At 36.9% G+C, this 20,551-nt stretch carries 12 protein-coding genes and 2 rRNA genes; 9 read left to right on the top strand and 5 right to left on the bottom strand.

The features are described from left to right. Positions 1 to 50 precede the first annotated feature (50 nt). The 9 genes from ACLI50_RS05330 to ACLI50_RS05290 all read left to right on the top strand — a co-directional run bounded on the left by ACLI50_RS05330 (position 51) and on the right by ACLI50_RS05290 (position 14,579). Positions 51 to 1,655: an autotransporter assembly complex protein TamA gene (locus ACLI50_RS05330; RefSeq protein ID WP_120232918.1), complete on the top strand. Its 1,605-nt coding sequence runs from the start codon at positions 51 to 53 to the stop codon at positions 1,653 to 1,655. A gap of 302 nt (positions 1,656 to 1,957) precedes the next feature. Continuing rightward, positions 1,958 to 5,098, top strand: a complete 3,141-nt coding sequence (locus ACLI50_RS05325; protein ID WP_411413326.1) for a SusC/RagA family TonB-linked outer membrane protein — start codon at positions 1,958 to 1,960, stop codon at positions 5,096 to 5,098. 20 nt (positions 5,099 to 5,118) lie between these two features. Continuing rightward, entirely contained in the window at positions 5,119 to 6,639 is a 1,521-nt protein-coding gene (locus tag ACLI50_RS05320) for a SusD/RagB family nutrient-binding outer membrane lipoprotein (protein WP_411413325.1), read from the top strand. Positions 6,640 to 6,722: 83 nt separating this feature from the next. Next, positions 6,723 to 9,068, top strand: coding sequence for a phosphocholine-specific phospholipase C (locus ACLI50_RS05315; protein ID WP_411413324.1), 2,346 nt, complete (start codon positions 6,723 to 6,725; stop codon positions 9,066 to 9,068). A 173-nt stretch (positions 9,069 to 9,241) separates the two neighbouring features. After that, positions 9,242 to 9,820 carry a hypothetical protein gene (locus ACLI50_RS05310; protein WP_110011703.1) on the top strand — a complete coding sequence of 193 codons (579 nt, stop codon included), beginning with the start codon at positions 9,242 to 9,244 and terminating at the stop codon, positions 9,818 to 9,820. 103 nt (positions 9,821 to 9,923) lie between these two features. Then, positions 9,924 to 10,724: a WxL protein host-binding domain-containing protein gene (locus ACLI50_RS05305; protein ID WP_202841619.1), complete on the top strand. Its 801-nt coding sequence runs from the start codon at positions 9,924 to 9,926 to the stop codon at positions 10,722 to 10,724. Continuing rightward, positions 10,717 to 13,470, top strand: coding sequence for a COG1470 family protein (locus tag ACLI50_RS05300; protein WP_411413323.1), 2,754 nt, complete (start codon positions 10,717 to 10,719; stop codon positions 13,468 to 13,470). Before ACLI50_RS05305 ends, ACLI50_RS05300 begins: the two co-directional genes overlap by 8 nt. Next, entirely contained in the window at positions 13,467 to 14,000 is a 534-nt protein-coding gene (locus ACLI50_RS05295) for a hypothetical protein (protein ID WP_411413322.1), read from the top strand. Before ACLI50_RS05300 ends, ACLI50_RS05295 begins: the two co-directional genes overlap by 4 nt. Before the next feature lie 9 nt (positions 14,001 to 14,009). After that, the gene (locus ACLI50_RS05290) at positions 14,010 to 14,579 is read left to right on the top strand and encodes a hypothetical protein (protein WP_202841621.1); all 570 of its coding nucleotides are present in this window, start codon (positions 14,010 to 14,012) and stop codon (positions 14,577 to 14,579) included. A 139-nt stretch (positions 14,580 to 14,718) separates the two neighbouring features. On the opposite strand, the gene ACLI50_RS05285 is transcribed toward ACLI50_RS05290, so the two are convergent. The 5 genes from ACLI50_RS05285 to ACLI50_RS05265 form a co-directional block, all read right to left on the bottom strand. Continuing rightward, positions 14,719 to 16,614: a SusD/RagB family nutrient-binding outer membrane lipoprotein gene (locus tag ACLI50_RS05285; protein WP_411413321.1), complete on the bottom strand. Its 1,896-nt coding sequence runs from the start codon at positions 16,612 to 16,614 to the stop codon at positions 14,719 to 14,721. 15 nt (positions 16,615 to 16,629) lie between these two features. Then, positions 16,630 to 19,284, bottom strand: a complete 2,655-nt coding sequence (locus ACLI50_RS05280; RefSeq protein ID WP_411413320.1) for a SusC/RagA family TonB-linked outer membrane protein — start codon at positions 19,282 to 19,284, stop codon at positions 16,630 to 16,632. After that, a complete protein-coding gene (locus ACLI50_RS05275; RefSeq protein ID WP_411413319.1) occupies positions 19,285 to 19,527 on the bottom strand; it encodes a hypothetical protein in 243 nt (80 codons plus the stop codon). A gap of 643 nt (positions 19,528 to 20,170) precedes the next feature. Further along, positions 20,171 to 20,278 (bottom strand): 5S ribosomal RNA (gene rrf, locus ACLI50_RS05270). Positions 20,279 to 20,422: 144 nt separating this feature from the next. Further along, positions 20,423 to 20,551 (bottom strand): 23S ribosomal RNA (locus ACLI50_RS05265); the annotation flags it as partial.

Here is a 20,551-nt window from a genome sequence, read left to right as displayed (position 1 = left end):
AGAATCTTTTGTATTTTATAGAGATTCCTTTTCATATTCAGAAGAATAAATTGAAATTACTTTTAAAAATATTTTTTGTACTGTTCTGCGTTTTTACACAAGCGCAGAAGAAGCAGTATTGGCTGATTGATACGGAAACCAAGGTCAGGAAAAAAGTAAAAGATTCTACTTCAGCTGTAAAATTTCTGGATTCATTAGCGCAGAGTAATTATTTCTTCACTCAACTGAAAGACGTAAAAGTAAAAGGTGACAGCACGGAAATTTTCTACGATAAAGGAAAGAATTTCAATGAAACATATGTCAACCTTACAGATTCTCTTGTTCAGAAATTAAAAATCCAGAAAGATTTTTTCACTAAAAATTTAGACTCCACCAAGAAAAGTATCAACAAGACTTATATTGATGAAGGGTATTCTTTCAGCAGAATCAAATCTAAATACAAAGGTCAGAAAAACGGTTATCCAATCGTAGAACTTGACATCAACAAGAATGATAAAAGAACAATCAACGGATTCGTAGTAAAAGGATACGAAAAAGTTCCCAAAAGATTCATCAAAAACCTTGAAAAGGAATTTAAAGGTAAAAACTATGATGACAAAAACCTTTTAGCCATCAACAAAACCTTTCAGAGCCATCCTTTTCTGACCCTTGAACGGCAGCCTCAGACTTTATTTACAAAAGATTCCACCAGTATTTACCTGTTTCTGGAAAAGAAAAAGACAAATACCTTCGATGGGGTAATCGGTTTCGGGAATGATAAAACCTCCAAGTTTACCTTAAACGGGACAATGAATGTCAATTTCAGGAATATGTTCAATGGTTTTGAAACTGTGAATTTATACTGGCAGAGAAACCCTGATAAAGGACAGACTTTCGATCTTAGGGTAGATATTCCGTACCTTTTCAAATCGAATGTCGGGATGGATACAAAAGTAAATATCTACCGTCAGGATTCTACGTTTGCCAATGTAAAATTCCTGCCTGCCTTTTATTACCACATCAACAACCGGAATAAAATAGGTCTGAGAGCAACTCTCGAAACCTCTACTATTATTGATACGCTATACGTTCAGGGAAAAGACTACAACAAAAAAGGGATCGGGATATGGTATGAAATGACTGAGCCTACAGATATTGACCTTTTCCTTTATAAAACAAGGATCAATGCCGGATATGATTTCTTAACGACTACTTATTCAAAAGATAATATTAAAGCCAATCAAAATCAGTTTTATTTCTTTGGAGAACATAATTATCATATTTCAGGAAATCACTTTCTGAACATCAAAGCGGAGGGCGCCATGATGGATTCAAAAATAGAATTCTCTGCCAATGAATTATACCGTTTTGGAGGCTGGAATTCCATGCGGGGATTCAATGAAAACTCCCTCGCCGCCGACTTTTATTATTATGGAAGTCTGGAGTACCGGTACCTTATCGGTAACCAGGCCTTCTTTGATGTCTTTGGACAATATGGGCAGCTTAATAATAAATCTTTAAATGTAAAACCCAAGCTCTACAGTGTCGGGCTCGGTTTCAATTTCTTCATTCCTATTGGTCTGATGAGTTTCCAGCTGTCTAATGGTAATGAGTTCGGAAATCCTTTTAAATTTAATGATATTAAAATCCATTGGGGAATTCTGAGTAGGTTTTAGAAACAAAGAAGGAAGTGGGAAGCTTGATGCCACAAGTTATTGAGGTCACGGTTTCACTATCCTAGTATTTTTAAAAGGTTTTATGTTAATCTTATAACACGATAACAACCTCCAGTACTCCTCTCCAGTCTCCTTCTTTATATTAATATTTATATAATAAAGCAAAAGTCCCTATACAAAGGACATTTTTCATTTTACTTATTTATTAATTCTTATTGTTAAAAAATATTAAATCGTATTTTTATTTTAATACATCATTAAAGTACTGGTAACAGTGCACTGCTAAATTTGCCTTCAAAAAAATGAAGAAAACTCTAGCCACTTTTGCCGTTTTTTTACTTCCTCTTTATTTTTCTGCCCAGGAAATCAATATTTCAGGAAATGTAAAATCAGAAAACGGTTCTAGTGTTTCCGGTGTGAACATCACCGACAAAAACACAGGAAAGACTGCTACTACAGATGAAAATGGTAATTTCACTATTTCTGCAAACCCCAAAGATATTCTTGAATTTTTTGCTCCTGATTTTTCCGTTTATACCGTTGAGGTTTCTTCCAAAAAACAGTATTCCGTTGTCTTAAAAAAGCAAAACGAAAAGCAGATTGAAGGCGTTGTTATTACCGCTTTAGGTATTGCCAAAAAGAAAGAAAAAATCGGATATTCTACTCAGGAAGTAGGAACAAAACAGTTTGAAACCATCACTACTCCAAGTATTGGAAATTTATTCTCCGGACAGGTCGCAGGATTGAACGTTTCCAATCCTACTGGAATGCAGCAGGCTCCACAGTTTACACTGAGAGGAAACTCCAATCTGGTTTTCGTCATTGATGGTGTGATTGTAGAAAAAGAGGTTTTCCAGAATTTAGATCCTAATAATATTGAAAACATCAACGTCCTGAAAGGAGCTACCGCTTCTGCTCTCTATGGTTCAAGAGGTCGTTACGGAGCTGTTTTAATCTCCACAAAAAATGCTAAAAAGAAAGGCTTTTCTGTAGAATTCTCCCAAAACACCATGATTACAGCAGGATTTACCAATCTTCCGAAAACCCAGACTGAATATGGTAACGGTTCCCATGGAAAATACGAATTCTGGGACGGAGCCGATGGCGGGGTAAATGACGGAGATATGATCTGGGGACCAAAATTTATTCCGGGATTACAGATCGCTCAATGGAACAGCCCTATCAGAGATAAAGTAACAGGACAGGTTGTTCCGTGGTATGGAGCAGTAACAGGAACTCAGTATGATGATAAATCAAGATATGAAAGAGTTCCGATTGACTGGAAATACCATGATAACTTAAGTACGTTCTTAAAACCAGCAGTAATCAACAATAATAACTTCGCGATCAGCTATAGAAGCAATAAAGACGTATACAGATTCTCCGGGAATTTCATGAATTATGACGACAGAGTTCCCAATTCTTATCTTCAGAAATATGGAATCAACTTCTCTTCTGAAAACCATTTAGGAGATAAATTAACCTTCGATACAAAATTCAACTTCAACCAGGCTTTTACTCCTAATATTCCCAACTATGATTATAATCCAAGCGGACACATGTACACCATCCTGATCTGGATGGGAGGAGATGTAGATGGAAAAGCATTGAAAAATCATATGTGGATCCCAGGAAAGGAAGGAAGAGCACAAGCCAACTGGAACTATGCCTGGTACAACAACCCATGGTTCGGAGCCGAGTATTACAAGAACCAGAACAGAACCAATATTATCAATGCCCAGACAGGTCTAGAGTATAAAGCGACACAGGATCTATCGGTAAAAGGGAAAATATCTCTTGTCGAAAACCATAGCAAAACGGAAATTCTGAGTCCTTATTCCTATTTCAATTATGATGCACCAAGAAGTGGCGGTTATATTTTGAAGGATAATAAAACATGGAACCTCAATTATGATGTGTTGGCAACTTACAAGAAAAAGATATCTGAAAATTTTGATTTTACAATCAATGCGGGAGGTTCTGCTTTCTATTATAAAAACAACAACAATGAAAGGTCTACGGATGGATTAAAAATTCCCGAAGTATACACTTTTGAGAACTCTATCGGAGCACTGAAAAATTACACTTATCTGAAGGAAAAGTTGATTTACAGTGCGTATTCAACGATTGATATCGGGTTGTACAATGCTTTCTTCATCAATGTTTCCGGGCGTAATGACTGGTCTTCTACACTACCTAAGGCCAACAGATCTTACTTCTATCCTTCTGCTTCCATCAGTGCGGTTATTTCCAACCTGGTAAAAATGCCGGAATCTATCAATATGTTGAAACTTTCTGCTTCATGGGCGAAAGTAGCGTATGACTTCCAGCCTTATTCCATCAGAAATTATTATCTGAACAATGGGGGAATCACATTCAATGGAAACCCTACTTATTATTATCCAACCACTCTGAATGTAGAAAATTCTTTGAAACCGGAGCAGACAAAATCTTATGAATTAGGTTTAAGCGCAGGGTTCCTGAATAACAGAATCACTTTAGACGCTACTTATTTCAGAACATTAGATTATAATAATATTCTCCAGTTCCCTGCTGCAGAATCATCCGGTTTCACTTCTCAATATGTAAACGGAAATGAATATACAACCAAAGGATTTGAAGTTTCCCTTGGTTTAGTTCCGGTAAAAACTTCTGATTTCAGCTGGAAAACATTAATCAACTGGAGTACTTATGAACAAAAGCTGACTTCCATTTATGATAATATGCCGAACTACAAAAATATTAAGCTAGGCGAAAGAATGGATAGCTATTACGACTATACATGGCAAAAGTCTCCGGATGGAAAAGTAATTCTTGATGCGAATACAGGAATGCCGACAAGAGCTAATAACCCAAGTAATCTGGGACATTTCAATCCTGACTGGACTTTCGGTTTCAACAACACATTCAAATATAAAAAATTCACTTTAAACATCGGAATTGACGGAAGCATCGGAGGTGTGATGAGATCCCAGGTTGTGGAAAAAATGTGGTGGGGAGGAAAACACCCTAATTCTGTAGCGTACAGAGATCTTGAATATGCAAATCCGGGAACGTATTATTTTGTACCTGATGGGGTTAACTACAATCCGGCAACCGGAACCTATACTCCACACACAAAAGCTATCAGCTACCAGGACTGGGCGCAAAATTATCCCTACCGTGCAAGAGTAACACAGGACGAAAGCGAAGAGTTTGCTAACGTTTTTGACAGAACTTTCGTCAAGCTTAGATCTGTAGTATTAGAATATGACTTCTCTTCATTACTCAACCCAAGAGGAATGGTGAAAGGTTTCACCGCCAATATTTCTGCTTACAATCTGGCGATGTGGAAAAAATCAAAAAACCTTTATTCTGATCCAGACTTCCAGACAAAAACAGACAATGATATTCAGGATCCATCCAGCAGATGGTTTGGAATCGGATTTAATCTTAAGTTTTAACTAAAAAGTACGTCAAGACAATGAAAAATACTATAAACAAAGTGACAGAGCAAAAAGGTAAAACAGCAAAATGGCTGATGAAATCTTTATTTGCAGCCGGACTTCTGACATTAGCATCATGTGAATCTAACCTTGATACCATCAATGAAAACCCTAATGACCAGGCCAGTATTGATCCCAAAAATCTATTGACTTACGTTGAAAAATATACTTTTCAGGTAAACGGGGACAATATGTATGCCTCCAGAATGATGATTGGTACTGATGGTGAAAATTCATACCAGTATATGAAATGGAATGATACTTCTTTTGAAGTCTATACCAAAGGACTTCTGAACACTGGAAAAATGATGCAGGAAGCTGAAAAAAGAGGAAACAAAAATTATCTGGCCATCGGAAAATTTTTGAGAGCGTATCATTTCTTCAATATCAGTTTAAAAGTTGGAAGTGCTCCTTATTCTGAAGCAGCAAAGGGTGAATCCGGCATTACCCAGCCTAAATATGATACACAGGAAGCTATCATGTCCGGAATTTTATCAGAATTAAAAGAAGCCAATGATCTTATTAATACCACCGATAAAATTGAAGGTGATATTGTCTACAACGGAGATGCTTTAAAGTGGAAAAAACTGATTAATTCATTCCGACTGAAAATTCTGATCACTTTATCTAAAAAAACGACAGTAGGAAGTTATAATATCGCTGCAGAATTTGCTTCTATTGCAGGAAGCCAGTCTCTCATGACCTCTATTGCAGATAACGGTGAACTTAAGTTTGCTGATGCAGCAGACAGCAGATACACGATGTTTAACAACAGTGGATATGGTTCAAGTTTGTACATGGCTGATTATTTTATTAATATGTTCAAAGACAGGCATGATCCACGTCTGTTCACGTTTGCAGCACAGACTACAGGAGCAAAAGAAGCAGGAAAAGCCATCACAGACTATACAGGATATAACGGCGGAAACCCTACTTCTCCGTATTCTGATAATGCAGCACTGATCACTGCAAAAAACATTTCCAAAGTAAACGATCGTTTTTATAAAGACCCTACCAATGAACCTGCTTCTGTATTAAGTTATTCAGAACTTGAGTTTATTCTGGCTGAAGCTACAGCAAGAGGCTGGATTTCCGGGTCGGCAAAAACACATTATGATAATGCGATCAAAGCAAGTTTCAATTTTTATCAGACCTATGTAAAAAATCCGGGACAATATTTCTCAGGCTTTGATGTAAATCAATATCTTGCAACTCCTTTGGTAGTATATAATGATGCTGATCCACTACAAACACAACTGGAAAAGATCATGACTCAAAAATACATGACCATGTTCCATCAGGCACAATGGACTTCTTATTATGATTATCTGAGAACTGGCTATCCAAATTATCCTTTAAAAACAGGAGTTCCGGCGCCTTTCAGGTTCAGATATCCGCAGTCTGAATATAATTACAACAGCAATAATTTAAAAGCTGCTTTAAACGCTCAGTACGGAGGAAATGATAATATCAACTCAAAACCCTGGTGGTTACAATAAAAATCTGATTATTTTTATATAAAAACAAAGAAACCGCAGGAAAATCCTATTAACTTGCGGTTTCTTTCTTATTACGATTGAACATGAACAGAAGAGAATTTTTAGAAAAATCAAGTCTTTTATTAGCGGGATTAGGAACGTCAGGAGTTCTGCATCCTTCCATTTTAAAAGCTTTAGCCATTGATCCGGCTGCCCAGTCTACATTTTATGATGCAGAACATGTTGTGATCCTGATGCAGGAGAACCGTTCATTTGATCATGCTTTTGGCGCTCTTAAGGGAGTAAGGGGCTTTTTAGATAAAAGAGCTTTTATAAAACAGGATGGACATTCCGTTTTTTTCCAAAAAAATAACGAAGGGAAATATGCTTCTCCCGCCCGCCTGGATTTAAGAAATACAAAATCTACCTGGATGAGCTCTTTGCCTCATTCATGGGCAGATCAGCAGAAAGCACTGAACAAAGGGAAATTCGATCAGTGGCTTCAGGCAAAAGCCTCAGGAAATAAAGATTATAAAAATATCCCGCTGACATTAGGGTATTACAACCGTGAAGACCTTCCTTTTTACTATCAGCTGGCAGACGCCTTTACCATATTCGACCAGTATTTCTGCTCTTCACTCACCGGAACAACTCCCAACAGGCTATTCCTTTGGTCCGGAACATTAAGGGAACAGCAAAACGGAAAAGTAAAAGCCAATGTTGTTAATGAAAACATTGACTATGATAAAGCAAGACAGGCCAAATGGAAAACCTTCCCTGAGATTTTGGAAGAACAGAATGTTTCATGGAGAATTTATCAGAACGAAATCAGTCTTCCAAAAGGAATGTCCGGCGAGCAGGAGGCCTGGTTAAGTAATTTTACTGATAACCCGATTGAGTGGTTTTCAAGATTCAATGTTAAGTTTTCAAAAGGATATTATGAAAACATTCCCAATATCATAAACTATCTGAAAAAGGAAATTGAAAAAAATCCTGATCAGAAAAAAAGACTGGAAGCCATGCTGGCTGAAGTTCAGGAAGATCAGGTGAAGTACCATCCTGACAATTATTCAAAACTTTCAAATGAAGAGAAAAACCTGCACGAAAAAGCTTTCACCACCAATGTACATGATCCTGATTACTGGAAACTTGAGATCGGAAAAGATGAAAATGGTGAAAGGCTTGTCGTTCCCGAGGGTGATGTATTATTCCAGTTCCGTAAAGATGTGGAAGAGAAAAAGCTTCCATTGGTTTCATGGCTGGTAGCTCCGGAACATTTTTCTGATCATCCGGGATCACCATGGTACGGAGCCTGGTATATTTCTGAGGTTTTGAATATTCTCACCAAAGATCCTGAAACCTGGAAAAAAACAATTTTCATCATCAATTACGATGAAAATGACGGGTATTTTGATCATGTACTTCCTTTCGCCCCGCCGGTAAATCCAAGTCAGCCTGTTGATATGAACGGAAAAGAAGGGGTGGAATATGTGGATAAAAGTCAGGAATATATGAGCAATCCTTCTTTGAAAAGCTATGAAAAAGTAGAAGGAACTGTCGGATTGGGTTACAGAGTCCCTATGATCATCGCTTCTCCCTGGACAAAAGGAGGTTTCGTAAACTCTGAAGTATCGGATCACACTTCTGTACTGCAGTTTCTGGAGAATTTTATTATGAAAAAATTCAAAAAGAATGTTCATGTTGACCATATCAGTGACTGGAGAAGAGCGGTATGCGGTGATCTTACATCAGCTTTCAATTCTTCCAGTGTAAAAGTTCCTCAGATGGATTATCTTGATCAGAAGGATTATGCTAAAACCATCAATGCTGCCAAAAATAAACCGGTTCCCAACCTGAAATGGTATTCTGAAAATGAACTGAATGAAAATTTACTTGATATTCAGGAAAGAGGCTTGAAACCATCCAATCCGCTGCCCTATCATTTCCATGTCAATCTGGAAGGGGAACAGATAAAAATGACCAATTTAAAAGAGAATGGAGTTCCGCTTTTGGTATATGACAGAACTCAATTCGACAATAATAATTATCATTTTTCATATGCTTTATATGCAAAGCAAACGCTATCCCATACTGTGCATCCGGGAGCTTATGATTATGAAATTTTCGGTCCCAATGGCTTTTTCAGAAAATTTAAGGGAGATAAAACTGCAGAAACAGAGGTGATCTTGACGAATATGGCCTCAAAAAATCAGATTGAATTAATCATCAGAAATCATAAAAAGGAAAATTTTTCCATCCGTCTGGAAGATCTTTATACAAGAAGCGAAAGAACAGTTTCTGTACAAAAAACGGAAGAAAAAATCATTATTGATCTTGATAAATATAAAGGCTGGTATGATTTGAAGCTAAAATTAAACGATCATCTGTGGCACTTTGCCGGAAGAATAGAAACCGGAAAAGTTTCCGTTTCTGATCCGCATTGGACTTAAAAACGCTTATAATATTGATAAAATACTGCACAAAGTTGTGCAGTATTTTTTTTGAGTTATTTCATCTTATAATGCATTACATATGATAAATAAGCAGTTATAAAAAAATTGTGGTATATTTTTTTTAAAACATATTGAATTTTGTTATCTTCACTTTACTAATTAACAGTGTCATGAAAAAACTAAATTTAACTATTGCAGCGTCTTTATTTGCGTTTGCTCTATGCGGGAATCTGAGTGCCCAAGATCTCGCTACAGATAACCATACGGTTACCATTTCTATTCCCGAAGTTGCATTGGTAGATATTGAGCCATCAGCAACAAAAAATATTACCCTTGGATTTACAGCACCTACTGAAGCAGGAAATCCCATTATTCCAGCTGCAGCCAACACGACTTTGTGGCTTAATTATTCTTCTATCAAATCTGTGGCAGATCCTACCCGTAATGTAAGTGTAAAAATGAACGCTATCATTCCTGGAGTAGATCTTAATGTAACGGCGGCGGCGGCCACCGGAGCAGGAGCAGGCACATTGGGAACTTCCGCAGGACTGCTTACATTAACTGGTACTGACCAGACTATTATTTCCGGTATTGGAAGTGCTTATACAGGAAATGGAGCTAATAACGGTCACAATCTTACCTATGCAATCGCTGCAGGAAGTGGTCCTGGAGGGGTAGCCGCATATGCAGATTTACAGGCTACAGCTACTGTTGCTGCTACCGTTACTTATACAATATCAGACAATTAGAATTTAATTAAAATTCTATTTTACGTTTCAAAAACAAGAAGAAATTTGTATCCAGTTTCTTCCTTGTTTTGTATTATTAATGTTTTAACTCCAAACTTATATCATGATAAAGCGTATCCTTATCCTGATTACCCTGATTTTGCAGTTCAGCTTTTTACATGCTGGTATTGTGATTCTCAACGGACTTACGCATTCTTACAAAATAGAAAACGGAAAGGTTTATAAAGGAAAAGTTGCCATTGAAAACACGGGCAGCAATCCTCAAAGTGTAAAAATATTTTTACAGGATTATACCTACCATGCGGACGGAACGATCAATTATACAGCATTACGTACCAATAAACGAAGTAACGGAGAGTGGCTGAAACTCAACACTAATCTTGTTACCCTTAAAGGTAAAGAAAAGACTGAGATCTTCTATGAAATAACCATTCCCAATCAGGCAATGGATCCGGGAAGCTATTGGAGTGTGATTATTGTAGAGCCGGTAGAAGAGATAAAACCCAGCGACGGTAAGCCGGGAGTAAGTATCACTTCTGTTATACGGTATGCCATTCAGGTAATTACAGATTTTGAAACAGAAAAGGCCCAGCCGGACCTTAAGTTTGAAAGTGTAAAGGTGGAAAAACAGGAAGGAAAACAAACGGCAAAGATAGCAATAGCCAATAATGGTAATCTTTACTGTAAACCGACTGCTTCCATAGAAATCTATAACCGAAAAACGGGTGAGAAGGTGGGAACTTATTCAAGTTTAACAATGGGGCTGTTACCCGACACCTCCAAAACATTTTACATTGACATTAGTAAAGTACCCCCTGATAAATACAAAGCAGCTATTATAGCCACCGATGAAGAAGAGAATGCTTTTGCACTCAATGTGGAATTAGAAGTAAAGAATGATTAGAACTTGGACTTTATTTATTATCATATCACTATTCCCGGTATTTATTTTTTCCCAAGAGCAACCCAACAGGTTGATCAGTAAAAAAGATAGTTTATTGCCGGGAATGTCTACTTCTATTCCCTTCACATTCGAAAATAATTCGAAGGAAACCAAAACATATGATATTTCAGTTGTCACATCAAGTTCCTCAATCAATCCTATTCTGGCAAAAGGAGAATTTCAGATTCTTCCGTATGAAACATCAGTATATCTGGTTCCATTACGTGTCGGAACAGAAACAGGACAGGGTACTTATTCTGTAACCCTGAACATTACAGATCGTAGTAATGGAACAGCTTTTACAAAAAATTCAAAAATCGTAGTTTCCGGAAACAGAAAGCTTTTGGTAACGGCTTTAAATACCCCTGAATTTGTAAGAGCAGGCGAAACAATCCGTGCTTCTTTCCTTTTGAAAAATAATGGTAATGTTACAGAAAACATTGTTCTTGAAAGTAAAAATGCTGTAGTTGATAACGAGTCATCCCTTGTTCTTGCCCCCAATGAATCAAAAATTATTACGATTCACAAAGTAACAAGTCCTGAACTTGCTCAAAATGAATTTCAAAACCTAAATCTTTCGGTACACCCGAAGAGTCGTCCCAAAGAAATTCAGGATGTCTACGCAACTACTCAGGTAATTTCAGTAAAGCCATCTGAAAACGATATTTATCACAGACTTCCTGTTGCCCTCTCCCTATCTTTTATCGGAATGCAGAATATGGGAGTTTATCACGATGGTTTTCAGGGTGAAATCTATGGTAAAGGAACACTGGACAAGAATAATAAAAACCAGATTGAATTTAGAGCAGTTACTCACAATCCTGTAGAAATCAATACATTTACTCAATATGAAGAATATTTTGTGAATTATAAACGGAACAATCTTTCTATTCATTTAGGTGATAAAACCTACTCTTCATCCTATCTTACAGAATTTGCAAGATATGGGCGCGGGGCAGAAATTCGCTATGATTTTAATAAAATAAGCTTTGGGGGATTCTACAATCATCCCAGATTCTTCAGAGATATTAAAGATGAATTTAATATGTATTCAGCTTTTAAAATCCGGAAAGAGTCCGAAATTTCTGTGGGCTATCTCTACAAAACCCCGAGGAAGGAAGAAATCAGATTTGGAGATGTAAGACTTGATTCAGATGCTCATCTATCATATGCTAAAGGAAAATTCAAAGTGTCAAAAAATATCAATCTTTCCGGAGAACTGGCATATAGTACAACGAAGAACACTGATGGAACAGCTTATTTATTACAGGCAGAAGCTGTATTTAAAAAATTAAACGGAAGTCTGATGTATATGAGAGCCAGCCCTGATTTTGCCGGATATTTCACCAATACCAATACCTTTAACGGTAATATTTATTATAATATCACCAAAAAAATCAGCGTATTTGCCAATTATATGCAGGATGCCAAAAATTTCCAGAGAGATACATTGCTACTGGCCGCCCCGTACAGAAAGTATTTTCAATATGGAGTGCAATACAAATATATTCCTACTGGTTTCATCATCCTGAATAATGGATATCAAACTTATAAAGACCGTTTGGAACCAAAGCAGTTTGATTACTATGAACGTTACTTCAAGGTGAGTATTAATCAGCAAATAGGAGTTTTCCAGGTCAATCTGGATGGACAATTCGGTAAAACAGATAATTATATGACTGGATTTAGTGGAAATTCCAGTTTTTATTCTGCGAATCTTTCATTTCAAAAATTCAGTACCTCATTTAACATCTTCGGAAGTTATGCTATAAGCTCAAGATATCAGCTTCAAAACCAGAGAAATTTTTATTACGGAGCGAGAATCTTCAGCAAGTTTTCTGATAAGACCAGCTTAAGTATCTTTTATCAGAACAATTACATGCCAGAGGAATATTTTAAAGACAGAAATCTGTTTGAGCTTCTTTTTCATCAACAGCTGTTTCAGGGGAACGAACTTGATCTTTCCGGAAGGTATTCACTACAAAGAGGGGAAATCGGAGATAAAGATTTTATATTTTCCATGCGCTATACCTGGCGCCCCAACGTTCCTGTACAAAAAATTGCCGAGTATATTTCACTGTCCGGAAATGTCAGCAGCTTAGGATTAAAAAAAACAGAAGGAATAAGACTAATACTTGGAAGTTATCTGTCTGTTACGGATAAGGATGGAAATTATATGTTTAAAAATGTTATTCCCGGCAACTATTTTCTTGAAATAGACCGTTCCACGACAGAAATCAATGATATTCCAACCCAGACTTTTCCTGCAGCGCTTTCATTACTCAATAAGGAAAATACATTTAATTTCGGATTAACAACAGCGGCGACTGTTCAGGGGCATGTTAAGTTCCTGGAAACCGGAGATAAAGATCAAAATGATTTTGGCCAGCTGCCATCTGCTAAAGGAAAGAAGAAAAAAGAAAGTATTATTGTGGAAGCTACCAATAACGATCAGACTTACCGTAAAGTATGCAACATAGGAGAAGATTTTGATTTCACCTATCTGCGTCCGGGAGACTGGACTGTGAAAGTTTACCGCAATGGATTGGACAAGCGTTATAAAATTTCAACGGACAAATTTATATTTACTTTACAGCCTTCGGAAACAAAGAAAATAACAATCAATGTTGTCAAACAGCAGATAGAGATCAAATATCAAAAGGAATCCTTGAAAGTAGGATATAATGAAATAAAAAAGAAGAGATGATTCTGATCCGTACCCTATTATTAATTGCATTTTGTGTTGTATCCGGGCCAATCTATTCCCAGACCGCAAATACTACTATTAGTCTTACATTGCCTGTAGTAACTTTAATGGACATTGAGCCTACAGGAAGTATTGTGTTAAATTTTACAGCTCCTACAGAAGCTGGAAATGCTGTTGGAGCACCGACTCCCAATACATCAAAGTGGATAAACTATACATCTGCTATTGCTTCCGGAGGACTTACAAAAAGAATTACAGCATCTGTGAATCAAGTTATTGCCGGAGTCAATATAAGGCTGCAGGCAGCTGCGGCTTCCGGAGCAGGAGGCGGAACATTGGGAACATCTGCAGGACAGGTTACCCTTACTACCACTCCTACTACCATTATTAGCGGTATTGGTGGAGCATATACTGGAAACGGGGCCAATAATGGTCATGGACTTACCATATCGCTTTCCACCAACACGTATGCCAATTTACAGGCACAAGCCAATACAGCAATTGTCATCACCTACACCATCACAGAATAAAATTAAAAAATGAAAATAGAAAGCCCGTTTTTAAAAAAACAGTTCTTAAAAAAATATCTATATATTATTGCTTTAATAGCAGGTGCTTGCCTTAAAGGGCAAACTATAAACATTGCAGGAACGAGCTGGACTGCCAGTGTACCTGCCATTACGGAGGCAGGAAGTAACTATATCGGGACCTATGAGAATCCTTCTCAGTTAACACTATCAGGCAATTTACCAGGATCTTTTCTGAATGTTCTTTCAGCCTCAGGTGCTAAAATATCCATGCAGCTTGCTCCAACGTCCTGGAACAGCTCTTTGAAACTCTATGCGAAAAGAAGTGGAGGTACTACTAAGATAAATGGACTTTGCCTGGGATGCACCGCAACAATTACTGGTGGAACGGCCAATTATATAGAAATACTTCAAGCCAGTGCCGTAACGCTATCAACTATTACTTTTACAGGATTATTAGGAATCAGCAATAGTGTAGATTACTCAGCTATTAGTGTACAATTAGAGATTAGTGGCGTTTCTGTAACAATTCCTGCGGCGGCTTATAGTACTCAGGTAGTTTTTACAATTGGAGCCAATTAAACTCCAAAGCCAATCCATATCCAACTTATCATAATTAATTGAACAATCCATTTAAAGATATATTCAGTCAATTTGTATATAAAAAAACAATCCTTTTCAAAATCAGAAAAGAATTGTTTTTTTTAGTATGTAAATTTAATTAATGTTTGGCCCACCAAAGAGGAGTCAGTACAGCATCCGTACCACCAAGTAATTGCACAGCTTTATCATATCCAGACTGATCAGTATTTCTGAAAGTACTTGGATATCTTAATCTCTGAGGGAAGTTCTGAATAGAATTCGTCATATAGTTCCCTGAGCTCAGATTAGGAAGGTTGGGCAATGGAGCTTCAATGGCAGGGTTTTCAAAAAATGGCAGCCCAAGTCTTCTCTGATCATTCCAGGATTCTAACGGTAACCAAGGCATATTGGCAATATATTTCTGGGTAATAATCTTTGTCAGTTTATCATTCTTTACCGATCCGTTCTTATAAATGGTATTGACAGGATATTTAATTTCAACAGAAACCAAATTCCCGGTTACAGGATCTTTATATTTCATGGTATGGCTTGCTCCCGGTTCTGTAATATGACTATAAGAAACAGAAGTACCGTCACGGTTATAATCCGTTGAAGCACTATATTGACCATAGAATTGTGAAACTCCATTATAAACAAAACTTTCCTGAATTCCTTTATTATATGCAGCTTCATCACTCATTGGAACTGTCCAGCCTTTCAATGCAGCTTCTGCCAGAAGGAAATAGGTTTCCCAACTTGCAAAAAATATTCTTGCATTCTTACTTTCTCTATACTGCTTACCTAAAGCCGGCATACATCCTACTACATTTCTCAAGCCGTTTCTCTGTCCTTTTACGCCCCAGTTTCCAATGGTATAGGCATTCCAGGTATTTACGGTATTTATTGTTATTTTAGAATTGTCTTCAAACGTAAGATCTCCGTGATTGGTAGTTGCCTGATTGGTATAAGTCGGATACAATGAGTAAACCGGGCTTGTAAGATCCCCCGGAATATAGAATGTTTTATAGGCTCTCGGATCTATTTTATTGGGTAATCCGTCCAGCCAGTAGCCTGCACTTGGGTCATTGGTCATTGTAGTGAACTGTTGATCATATTTTATACCGATATAATCAGATGCCTTTACCTGTGCATGTTGAGCTGCTGGTAATTGGTCTGTAGAATTTACTCCTCCTAGTCCAATGTATAAATTATTAAGGGTTGCTGATAAAATCTGAGAGTTCCATTCTCTGGACATTACACCTGTTAGCGCATCCCATCCCGGTTTTTCAGCAACTTTAAAATTATCTGTACTTGTAGCGATAAACATATTTGAATTAGCCGCTGCTTCAAATTCTGTTTTTGCTTTTGAAGGATCTACTTCGGCGATTCTCATAGCAATTCTCATCCTCATAGAGTTGGCATACTTTACCCACTGAGTCCAGTTAAACCCATAAACCATATCATAAGCATTAGCATTTGATGGTACTCCCTGCGTTGTGTCCATTTTTGTGACTGCATCTTTCAATTCTTCCAAAATAAAATAATACACTTCTTTTTCAGAATTAAAAGTAGGATTCGTTCCCTGAAAAGCGTGAATCGGTTGAGGTCCGAAATTGTCCGAAAATTCACTCATTAAATAAGCTCTCCAAATTCTGGAAACCTGAATGACATTATCATAATAAGGTTTTCCCTGTCCGGCCGCCTTTTTTTCATTAGCCAACTGAATGGCCGCATTCGCATTATTCAGCCAGTCCGAAATGTATTTCCAATATTCAGAAGTCCAGGAATCATCGTAAGTTCCACCTGCAATTCCGGTTGTCAAATGCTGTCTTGCTGCCGTTTTCCAGTATAAAACAAAAACACGTTCTGCAATATTAGGATCCTGCTGGGCACCGAGAATTGAGTTATTTAATAAATATTCGGGTTCTGCCTTATTAGCGTCTACGGCAAACGGGTTATTATTAATGTCTTCAAAATCATTGCATGAAGTACATAGTAAACCAATCGTAAAAAATGATAAGATATATTTTTTCATTGTTTCAGTTGTTAATTAAAAGCCTAAAGTGATTGTAAATAAATAAGATCTTGAAGTAGGAAAAGCAAGGTTTTCAAATCCTGTAGCATTAGAATTAATTGCGAATACAGATTCCGGATCGATTCCTTTAGCTTTGCTATAGATCATCCATACATTATTGGCCGTAAAAGCTACTTTAGCACTCTGTAAGGCTAGTTTTTGGAAAATACTTTTAGGAAAATTATAGGTCAGCTGAATATTTCTTAACCGAATATTGGTAGCATCATAAATGTTTTGCTCTGTAATTCCTAAGTTTCCGGATGTCACAGCTCCCCAATAATCCTGTTGAGTAATTTCTTTGGTATTTGCTGTATAACCGCCATTTCCCTCCACTACGGCATCTAAAATCATATTATCACGTTTTCCTCCGGGTGCAGTATCTGCAGCAAGTCCATTCGCTTGTAATGCAGCCTGTGTTGCAGAGAAAAATTTACCTCCGATTCTTCCGTCAATTAAAAATGAAAGTCCAATATTTTTATAAACAAAGCTGTTTGTAAAACCAAATAAAGCTCTTGGGGTTTGATCTCCGAGATAATATTGATCAGGAGTTGCCTGTGGTAATCCGTTTTGATCCACAATCAATTTTCCGTAATAAGGACTGCTGGTATCCTCTACCCTCAGGAATTTCGTTCCGTAAATCGCTCCGTAAGGTTTTCCTACTTCTGCAAAGAAAGCAACGTTATCAAAACCTGATAAAGGGTACTTTGAAACAATTCCATCAATTTTATCGATGTTGCTTTTTAACGTTGAAAAATTGGCATTGACATTCCACACAAAGCTTTCCTTCTTAAAGATATCCGTGTTCATTACGAATTCAAACCCTTTGTTATGCAACCCTCCTGAATTGATCATCATTCTCTCATATCCGGAAAGTGGATTTATCGGAATGGCTATAAGCTGATCGGTGGCATTATTATTAAAATAACTTACATCCAGGGACACTCTGTCAAAAAACTTCATGTCTGCTCCAACTTCAAAAGTTTTAAGCTTTTCCGCATGTAAATCCGGATTAAAAAGTATCTTGTTTCTTGCAAGTACAATATGTCCGTTTGGATCAGTGGAAGCAATATATGTATTGTACAAGCTGTGAGGAGGTAAAGAGTTACCCACAATTGCGTAGGCCGCGCGAAGCTTAGCAAATGTTAAGGCATTTAAAGTAGTACCATTTAATTTTTTCAGCATATCTGTCAAAACTAATGAAGTACTCACAGAAGAATAAAAATAAGACCTGTTATTTATATTCAAAGTAGAAGACCAATCATTTCTTGCCGTAGCATTCAGAAACCAATATCCGTCATAATTAATTTCAGCAGCAGCAAATACTGAATTAATTTTTTTCCACATATCAACTTCGGTTGTTGTAACAGAAGCAAGATCACTCGTATTAGACGTACTGAAAACATTGGCAATAACGAGATTTTGTGTGGAAAAATATAATGCTTTATCCCTGCTTTCCATCATCTGTCCATAAACAGAAAGCGATCCTCCCCATTTACCAACAATATCATCTTTTTTAGCATTAAGACTTATGATATAATTATTTTCATAAAACTTTTCCTGACCGGTAGAGTAAGAATTATTACGTCTGGATCCCGTCCAAACTCTCGCATCCGTATTTAAAGAATAGAAATCCGTTCCTAATCTTACATCTGCGCTCAGCCAGTTATTAAATTGATATTTAAGATAACCGTTTAATAAAAACCTGTCTTTTTTATCAGCGTTCAATGCATTATAAGCAGTCCAATAGGGATTAATTCCATTAGAGGTTATCCAGCGCGATGTCACTCCATTTTGCATCTGCCCCTCACGATAATCTCTTATATCAACATTTTGAGGCATCAGAAGGATTGCTGGGTAGTAATTCCCGTCACCTTGCCCTGCAGAGGGTCTGTTTGTACCTTTAACACTCATATATTGAGCTTTCACCTCAGTAGTCCATCTTTTATTAGCCCCAAAATTAGAATTCATTTTCGCCATAAAATTGAACCTCTCATATTTTGAGTTCGGAATCTGGCTATTACTGCTTAAATAATTAGCAGAAGTGTACAAGCTCGATCCTTCACCAATGTTCTCCTGAAAGCTCAATGTATGCTGAGAATTAGTTCCTGTCTTAAAAAAGTTTTTTAAGTTATCGTGGACTGTCATATTTGAACCTTCAAAAGTCGGTCCCCAGGAAGTTGTATTGTCGGTCCCTTGAGGATTGACCAAACCATTACTTCCTTGTGCGAAACTATGCTGCAAATCAGGTTTCATAAAAATATTTTCAAAACCTAAGCTTGTAGAATATGTAATTCCTAATCCCCCTTTTCTTTTACCGGTTTTTGTAGTAATCAAAATAACACCGTTTCCACCTCTGGAGCCATAAAGAGCAGAAGCAGCACCACCTTTCAGAACAGAAAGACTTTCAATGTCGTCCGGATTGATATCACTTAGACCATTCCCCATATCAAGATCCGGATTCCAGAAATCGTTATTAGAATCTTTTCCATTCTGCTTAGCCTTTGATCCTAAGCTATTACTTAACGGAACTCCATCTACCACAATAAGAGGTTGATTATCTCCTGTAAACGAATTAAATCCCCGCAGGTTAATTTTGGAGGAAGAACCTGGTCCAAAACTTCCTTTAATCACTTATAACCCGGCAACTTTTCCTGCTAACGCATTGGTAACATTATTTTCTTTGGCGTCAACAAGGGTTTGTCCTTTCACATCCTGGAAAGAATATCCAAGCGCTTTTTTTTCTTTTTTTACACCATAAGCTGTAACAACTATTTCGTCAATCTTTGACGCTTTAGTTGAATCACTTTGTGCATACAATCCACCGAAAAAGAATAAGGATTGGAGCAGTCCAACCTTAAAAATGGTTTTTTTCATAAAAATTAGATTTGGTATATATTTAACAATATCACTAGATATTTCAACAAATAAACGTAATTATCATTAAATTAATATACAATCATTAATTATTTATGCCAAATCTATTAATAAAAGCAACCAAATTATTCTAATCACAACATATTCAATCATTACTATGAGTGTAAAGCTTTTGATACTTAAATAATTAAGTAAAATTTAAAGTTAAAAGAGCTCTAGTCTGAATCTTGTACTTTGTGGGGATTGAGTTTAATAAAATAATGGATTTGTCTAGATTCCTATGGAGTGACTGTTGTAAATGATCAGCTTAAATCGTGAGTTCATATATCCCCAATCGTATCATTCCGCAGGAATCCAGCCTCCTTTATTAGAGTCTTTATGATTTTTTTAACTCAGACGGTTTGATACTGTAAAATTGTTTGATGATACTTTGTTGAGACTCCTACGGAGTGACAATTGGAGTGTATGCTGTCCAGCATAAGTGATCAATGATAGGTGATAAGTGATAGTTGATCAATCATAGTTGATTGATGTATCGTTTATCAATTATTATTCATTGCTTATTGCTTATAAGCTTAGCTTGGGTATAAAACAAAAAAATCCTTTATCACAATGATAAAGGATTTTTTAAAAATAAAATAAAAACTGGCGGCGGCCTACTCTCCCGCGTTAGCAGTACCATCGGCGCTGGTGGGCTTAACTTCTGTGTTCGGAATGGGAACAGGTGAGCCCCACCGCTAAAACCACCCTAAAGAAGGTATATAGCTTTAAGCATTAGGCCTGAAGCCTTAAGCTTATTGCGTTTTAAGCGATAAAAACTTTCACAAAGACAAAACCTTCGCTGCGCATAAAGAACTTGTCATTTATTATATTATAATTTCATATAGCAACCATAGGCTATAAATCTACGGGTAATTAGTACTACTTGGCTATGACATTACTGTCTTTACACCTATAGCCTATCAACGTCGTCATCTACAACGACCCTTAAAAGATGTCTCATCTTGAGGCGAGTTTCGCACTT

The organism is Chryseobacterium cupriresistens (assembly GCF_046614675.1).
Classification (GTDB): domain Bacteria; phylum Bacteroidota; class Bacteroidia; order Flavobacteriales; family Weeksellaceae; genus Chryseobacterium; species Chryseobacterium cupriresistens.
Note: the sequence above shows the minus strand (reverse complement) of the source record. Positions and strands in the feature narration are given on the sequence as shown.